The organism is Streptomyces sp. NPDC088261 (assembly GCF_044740805.1).
Taxonomy (GTDB): Bacteria; Actinomycetota; Actinomycetes; order Streptomycetales; family Streptomycetaceae; genus Streptomyces.
In genome coordinates this window covers 126,831-145,498 of sequence record NZ_JBIURL010000013.1, presented here as the reverse complement: position 1 = coordinate 145,498, position 18,668 = coordinate 126,831, and the positions used below count along the sequence as shown (strand labels likewise).

General features: G+C 72.7%; 13 protein-coding genes. 9 read left to right on the top strand and 4 right to left on the bottom strand.

Features of this window, described 5'->3' with window-relative positions:
• Positions 1 to 77: 77 nt before the first annotated feature.
• Positions 78 to 1,721, top strand: coding sequence for a DNA repair helicase XPB (locus ACIODU_RS24220; RefSeq protein WP_356431558.1), 1,644 nt, complete (start codon positions 78 to 80; stop codon positions 1,719 to 1,721).
• 19 nt (positions 1,722 to 1,740) lie between these two features.
• Here ACIODU_RS24220 and ACIODU_RS24215 read toward each other — a convergent pair whose 3' ends face one another.
• Positions 1,741 to 1,944, bottom strand: a complete 204-nt coding sequence (locus ACIODU_RS24215; RefSeq protein WP_356431556.1) for a hypothetical protein — start codon at positions 1,942 to 1,944, stop codon at positions 1,741 to 1,743.
• Positions 1,945 to 2,511: 567 nt separating this feature from the next.
• Between ACIODU_RS24215 and ACIODU_RS24210 the strand changes: the two genes are divergently transcribed.
• On the top strand, positions 2,512 to 4,542 hold the full coding sequence (locus ACIODU_RS24210; protein WP_401769900.1) for a HelD family protein: 2,031 nt from the start codon (positions 2,512 to 2,514) through the stop codon (positions 4,540 to 4,542).
• Positions 4,543 to 5,626: 1,084 nt separating this feature from the next.
• Here ACIODU_RS24210 and ACIODU_RS24205 read toward each other — a convergent pair.
• Entirely contained in the window at positions 5,627 to 6,331 is a 705-nt protein-coding gene (locus tag ACIODU_RS24205) for a copper homeostasis protein CutC (protein ID WP_401769860.1), read from the bottom strand.
• A 375-nt stretch (positions 6,332 to 6,706) separates the two neighbouring features.
• Here ACIODU_RS24205 and ACIODU_RS24200 point away from each other — a divergent pair, with 375 nt between their 5' ends.
• The 4 genes from ACIODU_RS24200 to ACIODU_RS24185 all read left to right on the top strand — a co-directional run bounded on the left by ACIODU_RS24200 (position 6,707) and on the right by ACIODU_RS24185 (position 12,176).
• The gene (locus ACIODU_RS24200) at positions 6,707 to 9,004 is read left to right on the top strand and encodes a heavy metal translocating P-type ATPase (RefSeq protein WP_401769859.1); all 2,298 of its coding nucleotides are present in this window, start codon (positions 6,707 to 6,709) and stop codon (positions 9,002 to 9,004) included.
• 38 nt (positions 9,005 to 9,042) lie between these two features.
• Positions 9,043 to 9,714, top strand: a complete 672-nt coding sequence (locus tag ACIODU_RS24195) for a hypothetical protein (RefSeq protein WP_401769858.1) — start codon at positions 9,043 to 9,045, stop codon at positions 9,712 to 9,714.
• A gap of 69 nt (positions 9,715 to 9,783) precedes the next feature.
• Entirely contained in the window at positions 9,784 to 11,001 is a 1,218-nt protein-coding gene (locus ACIODU_RS24190) for a Cmx/CmrA family chloramphenicol efflux MFS transporter (RefSeq protein ID WP_356431581.1), read from the top strand.
• A gap of 110 nt (positions 11,002 to 11,111) precedes the next feature.
• On the top strand, positions 11,112 to 12,176 hold the full coding sequence (locus tag ACIODU_RS24185) for a thaumatin family protein (RefSeq protein ID WP_401769857.1): 1,065 nt from the start codon (positions 11,112 to 11,114) through the stop codon (positions 12,174 to 12,176).
• A gap of 962 nt (positions 12,177 to 13,138) precedes the next feature.
• Here ACIODU_RS24185 and ACIODU_RS24180 read toward each other — a convergent pair.
• Both ACIODU_RS24180 and ACIODU_RS24175 read right to left on the bottom strand, forming a co-directional pair.
• Positions 13,139 to 13,408, bottom strand: a complete 270-nt coding sequence (locus ACIODU_RS24180; protein ID WP_356431545.1) for a DUF4031 domain-containing protein — start codon at positions 13,406 to 13,408, stop codon at positions 13,139 to 13,141.
• A complete protein-coding gene (locus tag ACIODU_RS24175) occupies positions 13,405 to 13,878 on the bottom strand; it encodes a hypothetical protein (RefSeq protein ID WP_401769856.1) in 474 nt (157 codons plus the stop codon). Before ACIODU_RS24175 ends, ACIODU_RS24180 begins: the two co-directional genes overlap by 4 nt.
• Positions 13,879 to 13,936: 58 nt before the next feature.
• On the opposite strand from ACIODU_RS24175, the gene ACIODU_RS24170 reads away from it, so the two are divergent.
• The 3 genes from ACIODU_RS24170 (at position 13,937) to ACIODU_RS24160 (ending at position 18,592) form a co-directional block, all read left to right on the top strand.
• The gene (locus ACIODU_RS24170) at positions 13,937 to 14,869 is read left to right on the top strand and encodes a MurR/RpiR family transcriptional regulator (protein ID WP_401769855.1); all 933 of its coding nucleotides are present in this window, start codon (positions 13,937 to 13,939) and stop codon (positions 14,867 to 14,869) included.
• 47 nt (positions 14,870 to 14,916) lie between these two features.
• Complete coding sequence (murQ, locus tag ACIODU_RS24165) at positions 14,917 to 15,858, top strand: N-acetylmuramic acid 6-phosphate etherase (RefSeq protein ID WP_356431541.1); 942 nt, start codon at positions 14,917 to 14,919, stop codon at positions 15,856 to 15,858.
• A 154-nt stretch (positions 15,859 to 16,012) separates the two neighbouring features.
• Complete coding sequence (locus ACIODU_RS24160) at positions 16,013 to 18,592, top strand: SpoIIE family protein phosphatase (RefSeq protein WP_401769854.1); 2,580 nt, start codon at positions 16,013 to 16,015, stop codon at positions 18,590 to 18,592.
• The last annotated feature ends 76 nt before the right edge of the window (positions 18,593 to 18,668 follow it).

Here is an 18,668-nt window from a genome sequence, read left to right as displayed (position 1 = left end):
GATCAGCCCGATATGAGCGACACTGGTCGTTTGGCACAACGAGTGACGGCCCAAGGAAAGACCGAAAGGGCGCAGCTGTGAACGGACCTCTCATCGTCCAGAGCGACAAGACCTTGCTGCTCGAAGTCGACCACGAACAGGCCGGGGCCTGTCGGCGGGCCATCGCGCCCTTCGCCGAACTGGAGCGCGCGCCCGAGCACATCCACACGTACCGCCTGACCCCGCTCGGCCTGTGGAACGCGCGTGCCGCCGGGCACGACGCCGAGCAGGTGGTCGACGCGCTGGTGGAGTTCTCCCGCTACCCCGTGCCGCACGCCCTGCTCGTCGACGTCGCCGAGACGATGGCCCGGTACGGGCGTCTCACGCTGTCCAAGCACCCCACCCACGGTCTGGTCCTGACCTCCACGGACCGTCCCGTCCTGGAGGAGATCCTGCGGTCGAAGAAGGTCGCGCCGCTGGTGGGCGCGCGGCTCGACCCGGACACCGTCGCCGTACACCCCTCCGAGCGCGGCCAGATCAAGCAGACGCTCCTCAAGCTCGGCTGGCCGGCCGAGGATCTCGCCGGGTACGTGGACGGTGAGGCGCACGCCATCGAGCTGGTCGAGGACGGCTGGGCCCTGCGCCCGTACCAGAAGCAGGCGGTCGAGGGCTTCTGGCACGGCGGCTCGGGGGTCGTCGTGCTGCCCTGCGGGGCGGGCAAGACCCTGGTCGGCGCGGGGGCGATGGCGCAGGCCAAGGCGACCACGCTGATCCTGGTCACGAACACCGTCTCCGCCCGCCAGTGGAAGCACGAGCTGGTGAGGCGCACGACGCTGACCGAGGAGGAGATCGGCGAGTACAGCGGTACGCGCAAGGAGATCCGCCCGGTCACGATCGCCACGTACCAGGTGCTCACGACCCGCCGTAAGGGCGTCTATCCGCACCTGGAGCTGTTCGACTCCCGCGACTGGGGGCTGATCCTCTACGACGAGGTGCACCTGCTGCCCGCGCCCGTCTTCAAGTTCACCGCCGACCTCCAGGCGCGCCGCCGCCTCGGGCTGACCGCGACGCTCGTACGGGAGGACGGCCGCGAGTCGGACGTCTTCTCGCTGATCGGGCCGAAGCGGTTCGACGCGCCGTGGAAGGAGATCGAGGCGCAGGGGTACATCGCGCCCGCGGACTGTGTGGAGGTACGGGTCAACCTCACCGACAGCGAGCGGCTCGCGTACGCCACCGCCGAGACGGAGGAGAAGTACCGGTTCTGCGCGACGACCGCCACGAAGCGGAAGGTGACGGAGGCGCTCGTACGGAAGCACAAGGGCGAACAGACCCTGGTCATCGGCCAGTACATCGACCAGCTCGACGAGCTGGGCGAGCACCTGGACGCGCCGGTCATCAAGGGCGAGACCAGCAACGCCCAGCGCGAGAAGCTGTTCGAGGCGTTCCGGCAGGGCGAGATCTCGGTGCTGGTGGTGTCGAAGGTGGCGAACTTCTCGATCGACCTGCCGGAGGCGACGGTCGCGATCCAGGTGTCGGGGACGTTCGGGTCGCGCCAGGAGGAGGCGCAGCGGCTCGGGCGGGTGCTGCGGCCGAAGGCGGACGGGCACGAGGCGCGCTTCTACTCGGTGGTGGCGCGGGACACGATCGACCAGGACTTCGCGGCGCACCGGCAGCGGTTCCTGGCGGAGCAGGGGTACGCGTACCGGATCGTGGACGCGGACGAGCTGCTGGCGGAGAGCTGAGACGGGAGCGGGCCGTGGCTCAGAGGTGTCGTCTGACGACGCCCGCCTCCTCCCAGTACTCACCGAGGACGGCGACGTTGAACGCGGTCGACACGTACACCTTGGCGGCGCGCAGGGCGTTGCCGAGGTGGTGAGCGGGGTGGGGCACGGCGCCGGTGGCGGTCGCGCCGGAGAGTGAGGCGCCGCGTGGGGCGCGGGGCGGGATGAAGGTCGCTGTACTCATATGTCCATGGTCGCGCGCCGGCCCCCCGAAACGCGTCGCTCTCCGGACGGAATCCTGGGCGAGGTCACGTACGACCCGGAATATAGGGGATCCCCTACGGGGGACGACCGGGGGACTACGGTACGTACGCCCCGCGGCCGCTCCGGGAGCGCCCTGTGCCCGTCCCGTACCCGCTCCGTCACCACCCCGCGGCCCACTCCGGGGCGAAAAGCATTCGCCCCGCCGCCACCCGCTGGCTACACTCTCCCCTCTTGCCCGCCTCCGCCTCCCTCGCGGAGCGCCGCCACCCGGACGGAAACCGGGCGGCCGCCATGACGTTGATCCACGCCGACCGGACACCGCCGCCCCGTAGGACCAAGGGCTTGCGGCCCGTCGGCCTGCGTACAGCCCGGAGGCAACACCGTGTCCGCGCACGACCCCGAACCAGACACCGCCCTCACCGAACCCGACACCACCCCCACCGCCGTCACCGCGGCGGACGCCGACCGCGCCGCACCGGCTGCCGAAGGCACCGCACCCGACGCCGACCGCGCCGACCCCGGGGAATCCGGCTCCCCCGCCGACCCGCTGGCCCGCGAGCGGGCCCACCTCAGCTCCTCGTGGGCCGCCCTGCGGGCCATGCGCGAGGACGTCCAGTCGCTCGACATCCGCGACGTCACCGCGAACTGGGTCAACGCCGCCGTCCTGGAGGCCCAGATCCAGGAGCGCATCAAGTCGCTCGCCGACCTCTCCCACACCCCGCTCTTCTTCGGCCGGCTCGACTACCTGCACGTCGTCGGCGCGGACCAGGCCGAGGGTGCCGAGGGCGAGCGCTTCTACATCGGCCGCCGCCACGTCCACGACGCCGACGGCGACCCGATGGTCATCGACTGGCGCGCGCCCGTCTCCCAGCCCTTCTACCGGGCCTCGAAGAAGGACCCCCACGACGTGGGGCTGCGCCGCCGCTTCGGTTACACGGCCGGTGAGCTCACGGCGTACGAGGACGAACACCTCTCCGACCCCACCGAGGCCGCGAAGACCAGCAAGCTGCTCCAGACCGAGATCGAGCGTCCGCGCGTCGGCCCGATGCGCGACATCGTGGCGACGATCCAGCCGGAGCAGGACGAGATCGTACGGAGCGGGCTCGGCGGCACGGTGTGTGTGCAGGGCGGCCCCGGCACCGGGAAGACCGCCGTCGGCCTGCACCGGGTCGCGTACCTCCTCTACGCGCACCGGGAACGGCTAGCCCGCACCGGCACGCTGGTCATCGGGCCGAACGCGTCCTTCCTCCAGTACATCGAGCAGGTGCTGCCCGCGCTGGGCGAGCTGGAGGTGAAGCAGGCGACGGTGGAGAGCCTGGTCACCTCGGCGACGGTGGCGGTACGGGGCACGGACCCGGCCGACGCCGCCGTCATCAAGGGCGACGCGCGGATGGCGGAGGTGCTGCGGCGGGCGGTCCGCTCCCATGTGACGCTGCCGGCCGAACCGGTGGTGGTCGTGCGCGGTTCGCGGCGGTGGCGGGTGCCGGTGTACGAACTGGAGGAGCTGGTACGGCAGTTGCTGGAGCGCGACATGCGGTACGGCGCCGCGCACGACGCGTTGCCGCAGCGGATCGCGCACGCCGTGCTCGTACGGATGGAGGAGGCGGGCGAGGCGCCCGACGACCGCGTGCAGGACGCGGTCGCGCGCACTCCCGCGGTGAAGGCGGCCGTGAAGGCGATGTGGCCGCCGGTCGATCCGGCGAAGCTGGTGCTGCGGCTGCTGTCGGACGCGGAGTTCCTGGCGGCGCACGCGGAGGGGCTGCTCACGCCGGAGGAGCAGGCGACGATCCTGTGGGCGAAGCCGGCGCGGAGCGTGAAGTCGGTCAAGTGGTCGGCGGCGGACGCGGTGTTGATCGACGAGGCGGGCGATCTCGTGGCCCGTACGCACTCGTTGGGGCACGTGGTGCTCGACGAGGCGCAGGACCTCTCGCCCATGCAGTACCGCGCGGTGGGGCGGCGCTGCTCGACGGGGTCGGCGACGGTGCTGGGCGATCTGGCGCAGGGTACGACGCCGTGGGCGACGGCGAGTTGGGCGGACGCGCTCCACCACTTGGGCAAGCCGGACGCGGTGGTGGAGGAGCTGACGGCCGGTTTCCGCGTGCCGCGCGAGGTGATCGCGTACGCGTCGCGGCTGCTGCCGCTGATCTCGCCGGGGCTGGCGGAGGTGGAGTCGGTACGGGAGTCGCCGGGGTCCCTGTCGGTACGGTGCGTCGCCGAGGACGAGCGGGCGGCGGCGGTGGTCTCGGCGTGCGAGGAGTCGCTGGCGCACGAGGGGTCGACGGGCCTGATCGCGGCGGACGCGCGGATTCCGGTGCTGGCGGCCGCGTTGTCCGGGGCGGGGTTGCGTTTCCTCTCGCCGGGCGAGGAAACGACGGCGGAGGCGCGGCTGACGCTGGTGCCGGCGTCGCTGGCGAAGGGCTTGGAGTACGACTACGTGGTGCTGGACGAGCCGTCGGCGGTGGTGTCGGGGGAGCCGGACGAACGTACCGGGCTGAGGCGGTTGTACGTGGCGTTGACGCGAGCGGTCTCGGGCCTGACGATCGTGCACGCGCTGCGGTTGCCGGGGCCGCTGTCCTGAGGGCGCGGCGCGTTGGCTCTGGCGGCCGTCTCATGTCCTCGCGCCGGACGGGCGCCGGCCTCCCGGCGGTGGGCGCGGCGTCTTGCCTGTCCTCACGCCGGACGGGCGTCTGCGCCCATGTGGTGGGCGCGGCTTACTGATGTCCTCAATCGCCGGACGGGCTTGATTTTTCCCGCTGCGGCCCGGTGGGCGGGGTGCGGGTTGTTGCCGGGGGCCGGTCAGGGGTCGTGTCCTGCACTGCATGTTTTACGTCGCGTGCGACCGGTCGTATTGGTTGACGTTCGCCATGCGACACAAAACACGCTTTACGTTCCGGACACGACCCCTGCCCGTCCCCCTTCCCGGCCCGCGTCACTACCCGGCCCACCCCGGGGCGGGGCGGCAGGCAGCCAGGACCCGCACCGGGGCATTTCAAGCCCGTCCGGCGCTTGAGGACGACCCTGACCCGCACCGGCGCATCGCGCAGGGGCAGCATCCAGCCCGTCCGGCGTTTGAGGACATCGGTAACCCGCAGCCATCACCAGCGCGGAGGCCGCAATCCAGTCGGCCCCCGACGTACTCCCAGCCCGCCCGGGACACTCCCCCAAGCCCCTCCGGACGCACCCCCAGCCCGTCCGGCGATTGAGGACATCCGTAACCCGCGCCCGCGCACCGCGCAGGGGCACCATCCGGCCCATCCAGCCCGTCCGGCGCTTGAGGACAATCAGTGATCCGCGCCCGCGCAACGGGCAGCAGGGACCCCGGACCGGCGGGGCCGTTCACTTCACCCCCGGCGTGAGGGGGGTGGGGTCGGAGGAGGTGCGTGTGGCCGGACGTAAAGCGTGTTTTGTGGCGCATGGCTACCGTTAATCAAGACAAGACCGTGCACGCGCCGTAAAACATGCAGTCCGGACATACGTGCCTCCGGAGGCCCCGCCCCCCGTCACCACGACACACCCAGCCCGTCCGGCGATTGAGGACATCAGTAGGGCGCGCCCACCACCGGGCCGCAGAAGCCCGTCCGGCGATTGAGGACAAAGAAGGAAGCCGCGCCCACCACCGCGCCGCAGACGCCCAGTAAGCGCAACGAACACCCAGCCACACGCTACGCGTCAAGCGCCGCGCGCCACGACCTCACCGCCGAAGGCGAGACCGGCCCCGCCCACCCGAAGGGCCTCGCCGCGCCGCCGATATGAAACGCGTCCAGGCCACCCGCGCGCAGCGCCGGCACGTGGTCCAGCCGCAACCCACCCCCCACCAGCAGGCACGCCCCGTAGCCCGCCTCCCCCCGCCCAGACGCCGAGGACTCGGCCAGAAGCGTCGGCAGGCCGCTGTCCACCCCGTCCGGCGACCCCGCCGTGAGAAACGTGTCCAGGCCCGGCAGGTCCGCGAGCTGCTTGCGGAGCGCGTCACGGTCCGCCGCGCGGTCGATCGCGCGGTGGAACGTCCACCGGCACCCGTCCAGCTCCGCCACCAGCCGTTCGACGGTCACCAGGTCCGGCGTCCCGTCCGCGTCGAGGAAGCCGAAGACGAACTCGTCCGCGCCCTCCGCCCGCAGCCCCCGCGCCGCCTCCACGAGCGCGTCCACCCCGTCCGCGCCACCCGCCGAGAAGCCGTCGGACAGCCGCAGCATCACCCGGAGGGGGATGTCGACGGCGTCCCGGATCTTCGCGAAGGTCTCCCGGGGCGGGGTCAGGCCGTCGGCCGCCATGTCGGTGACGAGTTCGAGCCGGTCCGCGCCCCCGCTCCGCGCGGCGACCGCGTCCTCCGCGTCGAGAGCGATCACCTCCAGGACTGCACGCTTGCTCATCGGGCCCCATTCCTAGGTAGGTGGACAGGTCTAGTCCAATCGCCAGCCTAAGGGGCGTCCCCTCCTCCGCGCATCACCGCATCACGCCATCCGCACCCGTATCTCCCGCATCGTGGCCCCCATGCGGCGCGGGCTCGTGCGATTCCCGCGCCCCGCCCCCCAGCGGACCCACCGCCGCCCCGACCCCGTACGCCACCCCGAACGACACAGCCAGCGCCAGCGCGAACGCGGCCACCCTCACCTTGGTACTCATCGTGATGCCCATGACCGAGAAAATACCCCTCAGGGGTATCCCGTGGATAGGGGTAGGGGGTATACATGAAAAGAGACGAAAGAGATGGACGTGAGTCCGCCGACGACCAAGGAGCCGCCCTCATGAGCCTCGCCCAGGGCAGGAACACGGACACGGCGACCACCTCCTCCGTCGAACTCCTCATCGGCGGCATGACCTGCGCCTCCTGCGCCGCCCGCGTCGAGAAGAAGCTCAACCGCATGGACGGCGTCGAGGCCACGGTCAATTACGCCACCGAAAAGGCCAAGGTCAGCTACGTGGGCGCCGGCCTCTCCGTCCGCGATCTCATCGCCACCGTCGAGGCCACCGGCTACACCGCCCAGGAGCCCGCGCCCGAGACCTCGGCCGACACCGGAGGCCCGGACGACGGCACGGAGGGAACTGAGGAAAGCAGGGACCCCGACGACCACGTCCTCCGCCCCCTCCGCGCCCGCCTGATCACCGCCGTCCTCCTCGCCCTCCCCGTCATCGCCATGGCGATGATCCCCGCGCTCCAGTTCACCAACTGGCAGTGGCTCTCCCTCACCCTCACCGCCCCCGTCGTCACCTACGCCGCCTGGCCCTTCCACCGTGCCGCCTGGACCAACGCCCGGCACGGCGCCGCCACGATGGACACGCTCATCTCGCTCGGCACCTCGGCCGCGTTCCTCTGGTCGGTGTGGGCCCTGTTCTTCGGTACGGCGGGCATGCCGGGGATGACCCACGCCTTCGAGTTCACCATCTCCCGCTCCGACGGCGCCGGGAACATCTATCTCGAAGCCGCCGCCGGTGTCACCGCGTTCCTCCTGGCCGGCCGCTACTTCGAGGCCCGCGCCAAGCGCAAGGCCGGGGCGGCCCTCCGTACCCTGATGGAACTGGGTGCCAAGGAAGTCACCGTCCTGCGCGACGGCCGCGAAAGTGTCGTCCCCACCCGGCAGTTGAGGGTCGGCGACCACTTCCTCGTACGGCCCGGCGAGAAGATCGCCACCGACGGCACGGTGGTCGAGGGCTCCTCGGCCGTGGACGCCTCGATGCTGACCGGCGAGTCCGTCCCGGTGGAGGTCTCCGCCGGCGACCCCGTCACCGGCGCGACGCTCAACGCCGGGGGACGGCTGGTCGTGGCGGCCACGAAGGTCGGCTCCGACACCCAGCTCGCCCGTATGGCACGGATGGTGGAGGACGCCCAGAACGGCAAGGCCGCCGCGCAGCGCCTCGCCGACAGGATCTCCGCCGTGTTCGTCCCGGTCGTCATGGGCCTCGCGCTCGCCACGCTCGGCTTCTGGCTCGGCGCCGGGGCCGGCGCGACCGCCGCCTTCACCGCCGCCGTCGCCGTGCTGATCATCGCCTGCCCCTGCGCGCTGGGCCTGGCCACCCCGACCGCCCTCATGGTCGGTACGGGCCGCGGCGCCCAGCTCGGCATCCTCATCAAGGGCCCCGAGGTGCTGGAGTCGACCCGCCGCGTCGACACGATCGTGCTCGACAAGACCGGTACGGTCACCACCGGCCGGATGACCCTCCTCGCCACCCACTCGGCGGACGGTACGGACGAACGCGACGTCCTGCGTCTCGCGGGCGCGCTGGAGCACGCCTCCGAGCACCCGCTGGCCCGGGCCGTCGCCGAGGCCGCCACCGCACGCGCCGGTACGCTCCCCACCCCCGAGGACTTCGCCAACCTCCCCGGCCTCGGCGTCCAGGGTGTCGTCGAGGGCCACGCCGTCCTCGTGGGCCGGGTGAAGCTCCTCGCCGAATGGGAGATCCACCTCCCCGAGGAGCTTGCGGCGGCCGGGAAATCGGCCGAGGCGGCGGGCCGTACGGCGATCGCGGTGGCCTGGGACGGCGAGGCGCGCGGCCTCCTGGAGATCGCCGACGCGGTCAAGGAGTCCAGCCCCGAGGCGGTACGGCAGCTCCGCGCCCTCGGCCTGACCCCGATCCTGCTCACCGGCGACAACCGGGCCGTCGCGGAATCGGTCGCCGCCCAGGTCGGCATCGACCAGGTCATCGCCGAGGTGATGCCGGAGGACAAGGTCGACGTCGTCAAGCGGCTCCAGGCGGAGGGCAGGACCGTCGCCATGGCCGGCGACGGGGTCAACGACGCCGCCGCGCTCGCCCAGGCCGACCTCGGCCTCGCCATGGGCACGGGCACCGACGCGGCCATCGAGGCCGCCGACCTCACTCTCGTACGGGGAGACCTGCGGGCCACCGCCGACGCCGTCCGCCTCGCCCGCCGCACCCTCGGCACGATCAAGGGCAACCTGTTCTGGGCCTTCGCCTACAACCTCGCCGCGCTGCCGCTGGCCGCCGCCGGACTCCTCAGCCCGATGATCGCGGGCGCGGCGATGGCGTTCTCGTCGGTCTTCGTCGTCGGCAACAGCCTGCGGCTGCGCAACTTCAAGACCCTGTGACACCCCCGAGGGCGTGTCCGGCCCGTATCGTCGGCCCCATGCCCGACCTCGACCACGGCCCGGACTCCGCGCCGGGCCCCGCCCTCCGCGACCGCTTCGCCACCGCCCTGCGCGACGCGGCGCCGGAGGCGGAGATCCGCGACCCGTACCCGTACGCCGACCAGCTCCTCACCCGCTGGTCCGAGCCCCAGCGGCGCTACCACACCGTCGACCACCTCCGCGCGGTCCTCGACCACATCGACACGCTGGTGCGGTACGCCGACGATCCGGACCTCGTCCGGCTCGCCGCGTGGTTCCACGACGCCGTCTACCGCCCCGACCGCTCCGAGAACGAGGAGCGTTCCGCCCGCCTCGCCGAACTCGCCCTCCCCGAGGCCGGGTTGAGCCAGGAGGGTACGGACGAGGTCGCCCGGCTCGTCCGCCTCACCACCACCCACGCCGCCACCGACGACGACCGCAACGGCGCCGTCCTGTGCGACGCGGACCTCGCCGTCCTCGGCTCGGCCCCGGACGCGTACGACGCGTACGCCGCCGCGGTGCGCGAGGAGTACGGCTTTGTCCCCGAGGACGACTTCCGGTCGGGCCGGGCCGCGATCCTGGAGCAACTCCTGGACCTGCCACGCCTGTTCCGTACCCCGCACGGCGAACTGGAGTGGGAGGCCCGCGCCCGCAGGAACCTGGCGGCGGAGCTGCGCACCCTCACCGCCTAGTCCCCGGGACGCCGCGCGGGAATGCGACGGACCGTTTTCGCGTTGTCACCTGCCGTGCCCAAGCCCCGTATGCCGATAGCCGTCCACACCCTGGGTCTGTCCGTCTTCGCCCTCGGGACGAGTGAGTTCATGCTCTCCGGCCTCCTGCCGGACCTCGCCGACGACATGGACGTGTCCATCCCCACGGCCGGACTCCTCATCTCCGCCTTCGCGATCGGCATGGTCGTCGGCGCGCCCCTGCTGGCGGTGGTGACCCTCCGGCTGCCGCGCCGCGCCACCCTCGTCGCGCTGATCTCGGTCTTCGGCCTCGGCCAGGTCGCGGGCGCCGTGGCCCCGACGTACGAGGTCCTCTTCGCGTCACGGGTCGTGAGCGCCCTCGCGTGCGCCGGGTTCTGGGCGGTCGGCGCCGGGGTGGCCATCGCGATGGTCCCGGTCACCGCGCGCGCCCGCGCCATGTCGGTGATGATCGGCGGGCTCTCCATCGCCAACGTGCTCGGCGTCCCCGCCGGCGCGTTCCTCGGCGAACACCTGGGCTGGCGCTCGGCGTTCTGGGCGGTCGCCGCAGCCTCCGCCGTCGCGCTCGCCGGCGTACTGACCCTGATCCCCCGCATCCCCCTCCCCGCCGAGAAGCCGCTGGTCCGGCGGGAGTTGTCCCTCTACGCCGACCGCCAGATCTGGCTCGCGATCGTCCTGACGGCGCTCGCGGGCGGGGGCATCTTCTGTACGTTCTCGTACCTCGCCCCACTCCTCACCGACGTCTCCGGCCTGGACAGCGGCTGGGTCCCGACCGTGCTGGCGCTCTTCGGCATCGGCGCGCTGGCCGGTACGACGTCCGGCGGCCGCCTCGCCGACGCGCACCCCTTCGGTGTCCTCCTCGGCGGCATAGGCGCATCCACCATCCTCCTCATCACCCTGGCCCTCACCGCCTCGCACCCCGCCGTCGTCGTCCCCCTGGCGTTCTTCCTCGGCTTCTCGGCCTTCATCACGGCCCCGGCCCTCAGCGCCCGCATGTTCAACCTCGCGGCGGCCGCCCCCACCTTGGCCGGCGCCACCTCGACGGCCGCCTTCAACCTGGGCAACACCAGCGGCCCCTGGCTCGGCGGCCGAGTGATCGACGCGGACCTCGGCTACGCCGCGACGGCCTGGGCGGGCGCCTCCATGACCGCCCTGGCGGCCGCCCTGACGGTCGTGTCCCTGCGCCACCACCGCCGTACGGCCGGCAAGGTCGTCGCGGGCTCGCTTCCGACCCCGGCCGAGGAGAGCGTGCGTACGAACCTCGCCGGCTGACCGCCGGAAACCGGTGTTCCGGTTCTTGTTGTCGGGGCGGGGGTCCGGGCCGTCTCCGATACGGGGACTCCACCGGGCCCCCGTATCGGCGAGTGGTGGAAGGTACGGCGATGGCGAGAACGCGGCACCGGGCGAAGCGGACCCGGGGCGGGCGGGGCTGGTGGGCGGGGGCGGCCGGGGTTGTGGCGGCGGCCGCGGTGGTGGCGCTGGTGTGGCCCTCGCTCTTCGGGGCCGCGGCGGACGTGGACTCCGTACGGACCGCGGGTGTGCCCGAGACGTCCCCGACAGCCACCGTCCGGCCCTCCGTCCCGGCGCCCACTCCCTCGGCGAGTCCCTCGCCGTCCGCGTCGAGCAAGCCGAAGCCGAAGAAGACGGCCGCGGCGAAGAGGGACAAGCAGCCGGCCACCCGGAAGAGCGAGGCCGCTGCCTCCGGAGGGACGACGAGCGCGGGCGTCACCGACCGGCACGGCACCGCCGACATCCGGATCGTCTCGTTCGTCAACAACGAGAGCCAGACCGTCTGGGTCGCCGCCCTCGGCAGCCCCGAACACCCCCTCGCCGCCACCGGCTGGAAGCTCACCCCCGGGCAGCGGGTCGCGGTCGAGGTGCCGAGCGGCTGGGTCGGGCGGTTCTGGGGGCGGACCGGCTGCTCCTTCGACTCCGCCGGGAACGGTCACTGCGAGACCGGCGACTGTGCGGGCGGCTTCCAGTGCACCGGCAGCGGCGCGACCCCCGCCACGCTCGCCGAGTTCGCGCTCAGCGCGCCCAAGCCCGGGGCGATGGACTTCTACGACGTGAGCATGGTGGACGGCTCGAACCTGCCGATGTACATCAACATCACCCGCGGCGACACGACCGACCCCGTCAGCGCCTCCGGATGCTCGGCGGGCGGCTGTACGAAGCGGGTCGCGTGCCCGGACAAGATGCGGTTCACGGCGGGCGGGCGGGTGGTCGGGTGCACCAACCCGTGCACGGCGTTCGGCGGCAAGACGTACTGCTGCGAGGAGGAGTGGGCGGGGCGCGAGAACTGCGTGCCGGCGCGGTGGCCGGTCGACTATACGCAGGTGTTCAAGCGGGCGGAGCCGTATGCGTACTCGTACGCTTTCGACGACGCGGCGACGATGCCGTGCAGGGGGGCCTGCGACTATCGCGTGACCTTTGGCGTTACGCCGTGAGACGGCGGGCGATGCGCGGGGCGAGCGTGTGCGCCTCGGTGGTGGGCGCGGCTTCCTCGCTTGTCCTCAATCGCCGGACGGGCGTCTGCCTGTCGGCGGTGGGCGCGGGTTACTGATGTCCTCAATCGCCGGACGGGCTGGGTTTGTCGTGGTGACGGGGGGCGGGGCCTGCGGAGGTACGTATGTCCGGACTGCATGTTTTACGGCGCGTGCAAGGTCTCGTCTTGATTAACGGTAGCCATGCGCCACAAAACACGCTTTACGTCCGGCCACACGCACCTCCTCCGACCCCACCCCCCTCACGCCGAGGGTCAAGTGAACGGCCCCGCCGCTCCGGGGTCCCTGCTGCCCGGGACGCGGGCGCGGCTCACTGATTGTCCTCAAGCGCCGGACGGGCTGGAGAGGGCGTCCGGGCGGGCCGGGGGAGCGTCGGGGCCGGGTGGATGGTGGCCTCCGCGCCGGTGATGGGTGCGGGTTACCGATGTCCTCAAACGCCGGACGGGCTTGGGGGGCGTCCGGGCGAGCCTGGGGTGCCGACAGCGCGGGTCACCGATGTCCTCAATCGCCGGACGGGCTTGAAATGCCCCGGTGCGGGCCCCGGCTGCCTCCCGCCCCGCCCCGGAGCGGGCCGGGTAGTGACGCGGGCCTGGAAGGGGGACGGGCAGGGGTCGTGTCCGGAACGTAAAGCGTGTTTTGTGTCGCATGGCGAACGTCAACCAATACGACCGGCCGCACGCGACGTAAAACATGCAGTGCAGGACACGACCCCTGCCCGGCCCCCGGCAACCGACCCGCAGACAAAGCCCCCGCCCGCAGCGGGCACCACCAAGCCCGTCCGGCGATTGAGGACATCAGTAACCCGCACCCGGCACCGGGTAGACGCCACAAACAGAGCCCGTCCGGCGATTGAGGACATCAGTAAGCCGCACCCGCGCCCCGGGCACACGCCACAAACGGGCCCGTCAGGGCGACGCGCGGCCCTTTGGGCGGCGCAGGCCCGCCTGCGTGAGGCGGCGGACCAGTTCCTTCGAGCCCACCCGCACCGCCCCCGCCCCCACCGCGTCCTCATACCGGTGCGCGGGCACGTCGTAGTGGTCCCGTTCGAACGCCCGCGCCGGGCACCCGATCGACGCGGCGAACGCGTGCAGCTCCTCGAACGACACGTCGCTGACCAGGTGCGACCACATCCGCCCGTGCCCGGGCCACGTGGGCGGGTCGATGTAGACGGTCACAGGACGTCGCCCCCGCCGGCGGGGCCGCCGAACGGCCCCCCGTCGGGACCCGCGCCAGGACCTCCCGCGGGACCCGCGCCAAAACCGCCAGGACCCCCGTCCGCACCGCGCAGCCCCCCCACCGGCCCCACCACCACCGCCTCCTTCGCGCACACCCAGTGCGGATCCGCGCCCAGCTCCGGCTCCACCTCCAGCGCGTGCGGCTCGACCGTCGCGCAGACCGGGCACAGCGGCCAGCGGCCGTAACGTTCCAGCAGCGCGTCCTGGACGTCCTGCGCCACCAGCCCGGCGACAAAGCCCACGCCCTCCGGCCACTGGCCGACCCACCAGCGGCGGTGCGACACCGCGTCCTCCACCAGCGACACGATCTCCGCCTCCGCGACCCCGGACGCGGCGAGGTCGGCCAGGACCAGGGCCCTGGCGCCGTGCAGCGCCTGCTCCAGCGCGTTGTCGTCGTTCACTTCGTCCATCCCCACATTGTCCCTCCCCGGGCTTGACCCCCGACCCGTCCGAAAATATCTTTCAGCCATGACCCAGGACGTGAAGGAAAGTTTCAGCGTGGCCGCGGGAACGAGCGCCCCGCCCGCGCCCGCCGCCCTCGCCGCCAAGGTACGGACCCTCGCGCCCTCCATGACCCGGTCCATGCAGCTCGTCGCCGAGGCCGTGGCGGGCGACCCGGCCGGCTGCGCGGCGCTGACCGTCACCGGTCTCGCGGAGCTGACCGGGACGAGCGAGGCGACCGTCGTCCGTACCGCCCGCCTCCTCGGCTACCCCGGCTACCGCGACCTGCGCCTCGCCCTCGCCGGCCTCGCCGCCCAGCAGCAGTCGGGCCGGGCGCCCGCCGTCACCGCCGACATAGCCGTGGACGATCCCCTCGCCGACGTCGTCGCGAAGCTCGCCTACGACGAGCAGCAGACCCTCGCGGACACCGCCGCCGCCCTCGACACCGTCCAGCTCGGCGCCGTCGTCACCGCGGCCGCCGCCGCCCGCCGCGTCGACATCTACGGGGTCGGCGCCTCCGCGCTCGTCGGCATGGACCTCGCCCAGAAGCTCTCCCGTATCGGCGTGATCGCCCAGGCGCACAGCGATCCCCACCTCGCCGTCACCCACGCCGTCCAGCTCCGCGCGGGCGACGTGGCCGTCGCGATCACCCACTCGGGCTCCACGTGGGACGCGATCGAGCCGCTGCGGGTCGCCTTCGACCGCGGCGCCACGACGGTCGCGATCACCGGCCGCCCGGACGGCCCCGTCTCGCAGTACGCCGACCACGTCCTCACCACCTCCACGGCCCGCGAGAGCGAGCTGCGCCCGGCGGCGATGTCCAGCCGTACGAGCCAACTGCTCGTCGTCGACTGCCTGTTCATAGGCGTGGCGCAGCGTACGTACGAAACGGCGGCGCCCGCGCTGTCCGCGTCGTACGAAGCCCTCGCGCACCGCCACAGCCCCCGCACCGCCCGCTGACCCCCGCACCCCCACTCCCGTACTCCCCCGAAGAAAGCCGCTTCTTCATGACCTCGACCCCCGGCATGTACGGCGAGCTCCGCGCGCAGCTCGACGCCCTCACCACCGAGGCGTTCCGCCCCGAGCTGGCCGAGATCGACCAGCTGCCCACGCTCGACATCGCCCGGATCATGAACCGCGAGGACAGCACCGTCCCCGACGCCGTCGCCGCCCAGCTCCCCCTGATCGCCGCCGCGGTGGACGCGGTGGCCGAGCGGGCCGCGCGCGGCGGCCGGCTGATCTACGCGGGCGCGGGGACGGCGGGACGGCTGGGTGTCCTGGACGCCAGTGAGTGCCCTCCCACGTTCAACACCGCCCCGGAGCAGGTCGTCGGCCTGATCGCGGGCGGGCCCGGCGCGATGGTGACGTCCGTCGAGGGCGCGGAGGACTCCAAGGAGCTGGCCGCCGCCGACCTGACCGCGCTCAAGCTCACCGCGGACGACACGGTGGTGGGGGTGTCGGCGTCGGGCAGGACCCCGTACGCCGTCGGCGCCGTCGAGTACGCCCGCGGTCTCGGCGCCCTCACCGTCGGCCTGTCGTGCAACGCGGACAGCGCGCTGGCGGCCGCCGCCGAACACGGGATCGAGGTGGTCGTCGGCCCCGAACTGCTCACGGGCTCGACCCGCCTCAAGGCCGGTACGGCGCAGAAGCTCGTCCTCAACATGATCTCGACGATCACGATGATCCGGCTCGGCAAGACGTACGGGAACCTGATGGTCGACGTCCGCGCCTCGAACGAGAAGCTGCGGGCCCGCTCGCGCCGGATCGTCTCCCTGGCGACCGGGGCGTCCGACCCGGAGATCGAGGCGGCACTGGCCGCCACCGACGGTGAGGTGAAGCCCGCCATCCTCACCATCCTGGGCGAGGTGGACGGCCCGCGCGCCGGCTCGCTCCTCGCGGAGTCGGGGGGCCATCTGCGCGCGGCCCTGAAGGCCGCCCGCGCCTCCTGAGGTCCGGGATCCGAGGCGCGGCACCTGGGGCCCCGTACCCGCGCCTCGCCCCGGAGGCACCGCCCCTGACGCCCCGCCCCGGACGCCCGCCCCCGCCTTGGGAAGTGTGAAACCATGCCATAAGGGACATGCGCGTGCGGATGGGATCTCACTGATGGTCGATGCCGAGGGCGATGCCGGAGCAGCGGTGCCCGGCGCCGAAGGCCGCCCGGCACCGTCCGGCCGCCCGCCGGCCGGCTCCGCACAGGCCGCCCTCGACGTGGCCGGCGCGGCCGTGGCCGTGATCGACGCGCGCGGGACCGTCATCGGCTGGACCCGTACCGCGGAGGAACTGCTCGGGTACCGGGCGGCCGACGTGGTGGACCGTTCCGCCACCCGTCTGCTCCACTCCCGCGAAGCCCCCGACGCCGACGCCGACCCGGACACCCCCACCACCCCCGGAACCGCCCCCTCCCCCCTCGTCCCCGCCTGGCCCGCCCGCGTCCGGGCCGGCGCACCCTGGTCGGAGCTGGCCGAGCTGCGCCACCGGGAGGGGCACGGCGTCCACGTCACCCTCCAGGCCTCCCCGCTGGCCGGCCCCGGCGGCCGTACCGACTGGTTCCTCTCCGCGGCCCCGCTCTCCGAGTCCTCCGCACGGCCCACGATGGACGGCGTGGTGGTCAGGTCCCTCCTCGAGGGCGCCCCCATCGGCCTGTCCATCTGGGACGCCGACCTGCGCTGCGTCTGGCTCAACAGCACGGTCGAGCGCCAGAGCGGCGTCCTGCGCCACGAGCGCCTCGGCCGCCGGGTGACGGAATCGCTGCCGGGGTTCGACACGGACGCGGTCGAGGCGGCGATGCTCCAGGTCCTCAGGACCGGCACCCCGGTGATCGACCACGAGTTCCGCTGGATCGCCCAGGACCTCCACCAGGAACGGGTCTTCTCGTCCTCCTTCTTCCGGCTCGACGGGACGGACGGCAGGCCGCTGGGGGTGTGTTCCATCGCGGTGGACATCACCAGCAGCTGGGCGCGCGAGCGGCTGTCCGTCCTCAGCGAGGCGGGTACGCGGATCGGCACGACGCTCGACGTCATGAACACCGCCCAGGAGCTGGCCGACGTCGCCGTCCCCCTCCTCGCCGACTACACCAGCGTCGATCTCGCCGAGGCCCTGCACCTCGGCGGGGAGCCCCTCGAACGGCTGGAGTCCGGAGACGGCACGATCCCCGTCTTCCGGCGCGGCGGAGTCGCGTCCATCCACGAGGGCAACCCGGAGTCCCTGTGGTCGATCGGGGAGGCCGTGTACGTCCCCAGGGTGTCGCCCTTCATGTCCGCCATGACCACGGGGAAGTCGCAGTTCGAGCCCATCATCAGGACGGGCCCCGGCACCTGGGTCGACAACGACCCCGGCCGGCGCAGGGTCATCGAGGAGACCGGGGTCCACTCCATCATCGTGGTCCCGCTGCGCGCCCGCGGGGCGGTCCTGGGCGTCGCCGTCTTCACCCGTAACGACACCAAGGCGCCCTTCAGCAGGGACGACCTCCTGCTGGCCGAGGAACTCGCGGCGCGGGCGTCCCTCAGCCTGGACAACGCCCTGCGCTACACCCGCGAGCGCACGGCGTCCCTCGCCCTCCAGCGCAACCTGCTGCCCCGCCACCTGTCGGGCGGCCACGCCGTGGACGTCGCCGCGCGGTACCTCCCGGCGGATCTGCACGACGGGGTCGGGGGCGACTGGTTCGACGTGATCCCGCTGTCCGGCGGGCGGGTGGCCCTGGTGGTGGGCGACGTCGTCGGGCACGGGATCAACGCGGCGGCGACGATGGGGCAGCTCCACACGGCCGTCCACACCCTGGCGGACATGGACCTGCCGCCGGACGAACTGCTCGCCCACCTGGACGACCTGGTCGTCCGGCTCACCGAGGAGGACGCGGAGCCCGACGCCGAGGACTACAGCACGCCCGTGATGGGGGCGACCTGCGTGTACGCGGTGTACGACCCCGTCACGCGGCGGTGCACCATGGCGCGCGCCGGCCACCCGCCCCCGGCGATCGTCTTCCCGGACGGCACGGTCACGTTCCCCGAACTGCCCGCCGGATCGCCGATCGGCCTGGGGCTGCTGTCCTTCCAGTCGGTCGAGATGGAGCTGCCGGAGGGAAGCGTCATCGCCCTCTACACGGACGGCCTGGTCGAGACCCGCGAGGCGGACATCGACGTCGGGCTGGGGCGGCTGGGCGCGGCCCTGGCCAGGACCGGTGGGGCGGGCCGTCCGCTGGAGGAGGTCTGCGCGGAGGTGGTCGGCACGATGGTGTCGACGGCCGCGTCGCAGGACGACGTGGCGCTGCTGCTGGCCCGTACCCGCTCACTGCCCCCGGACCACGTGGTCACCTGGGTGCTGCCCACCGACCCCGCGCTGGTGGCGAATGCCCGCGCTCTGGCCGTCGCGAAGCTCTCGTCGTGGGGTCTGGACCAGCTGGCGGCCACCGTGGAACTCATCGTCAGCGAACTGGTCACGAACGCCGTCCGGTACGGCGCCGGCCCCATCCGCCTCCGCCTGATCCGTCACGGCGCCCTGGTCTGCGAGGTCTTCGACTCCGACGACCGCTCCCCGCGCCTGCGCCACGCCCGCGCGGAGGACGAGAAGGGCTGGGGCCTGTTCCTGGTCGCCAAACTCTCCCACCGCTGGGGCACCCGCACGGCCCCGGGCGGCAAGATCGTCTGGGCGGAACTGGAACTGCCGCTCGGCGCGGCGGGGCCGTAGCGGTAGAGGCCCTTCGCACCTGGGCAGTTGAGTCCCGAATCGGACGGACGTTCACCCACCGTGATCGGATTGCCGC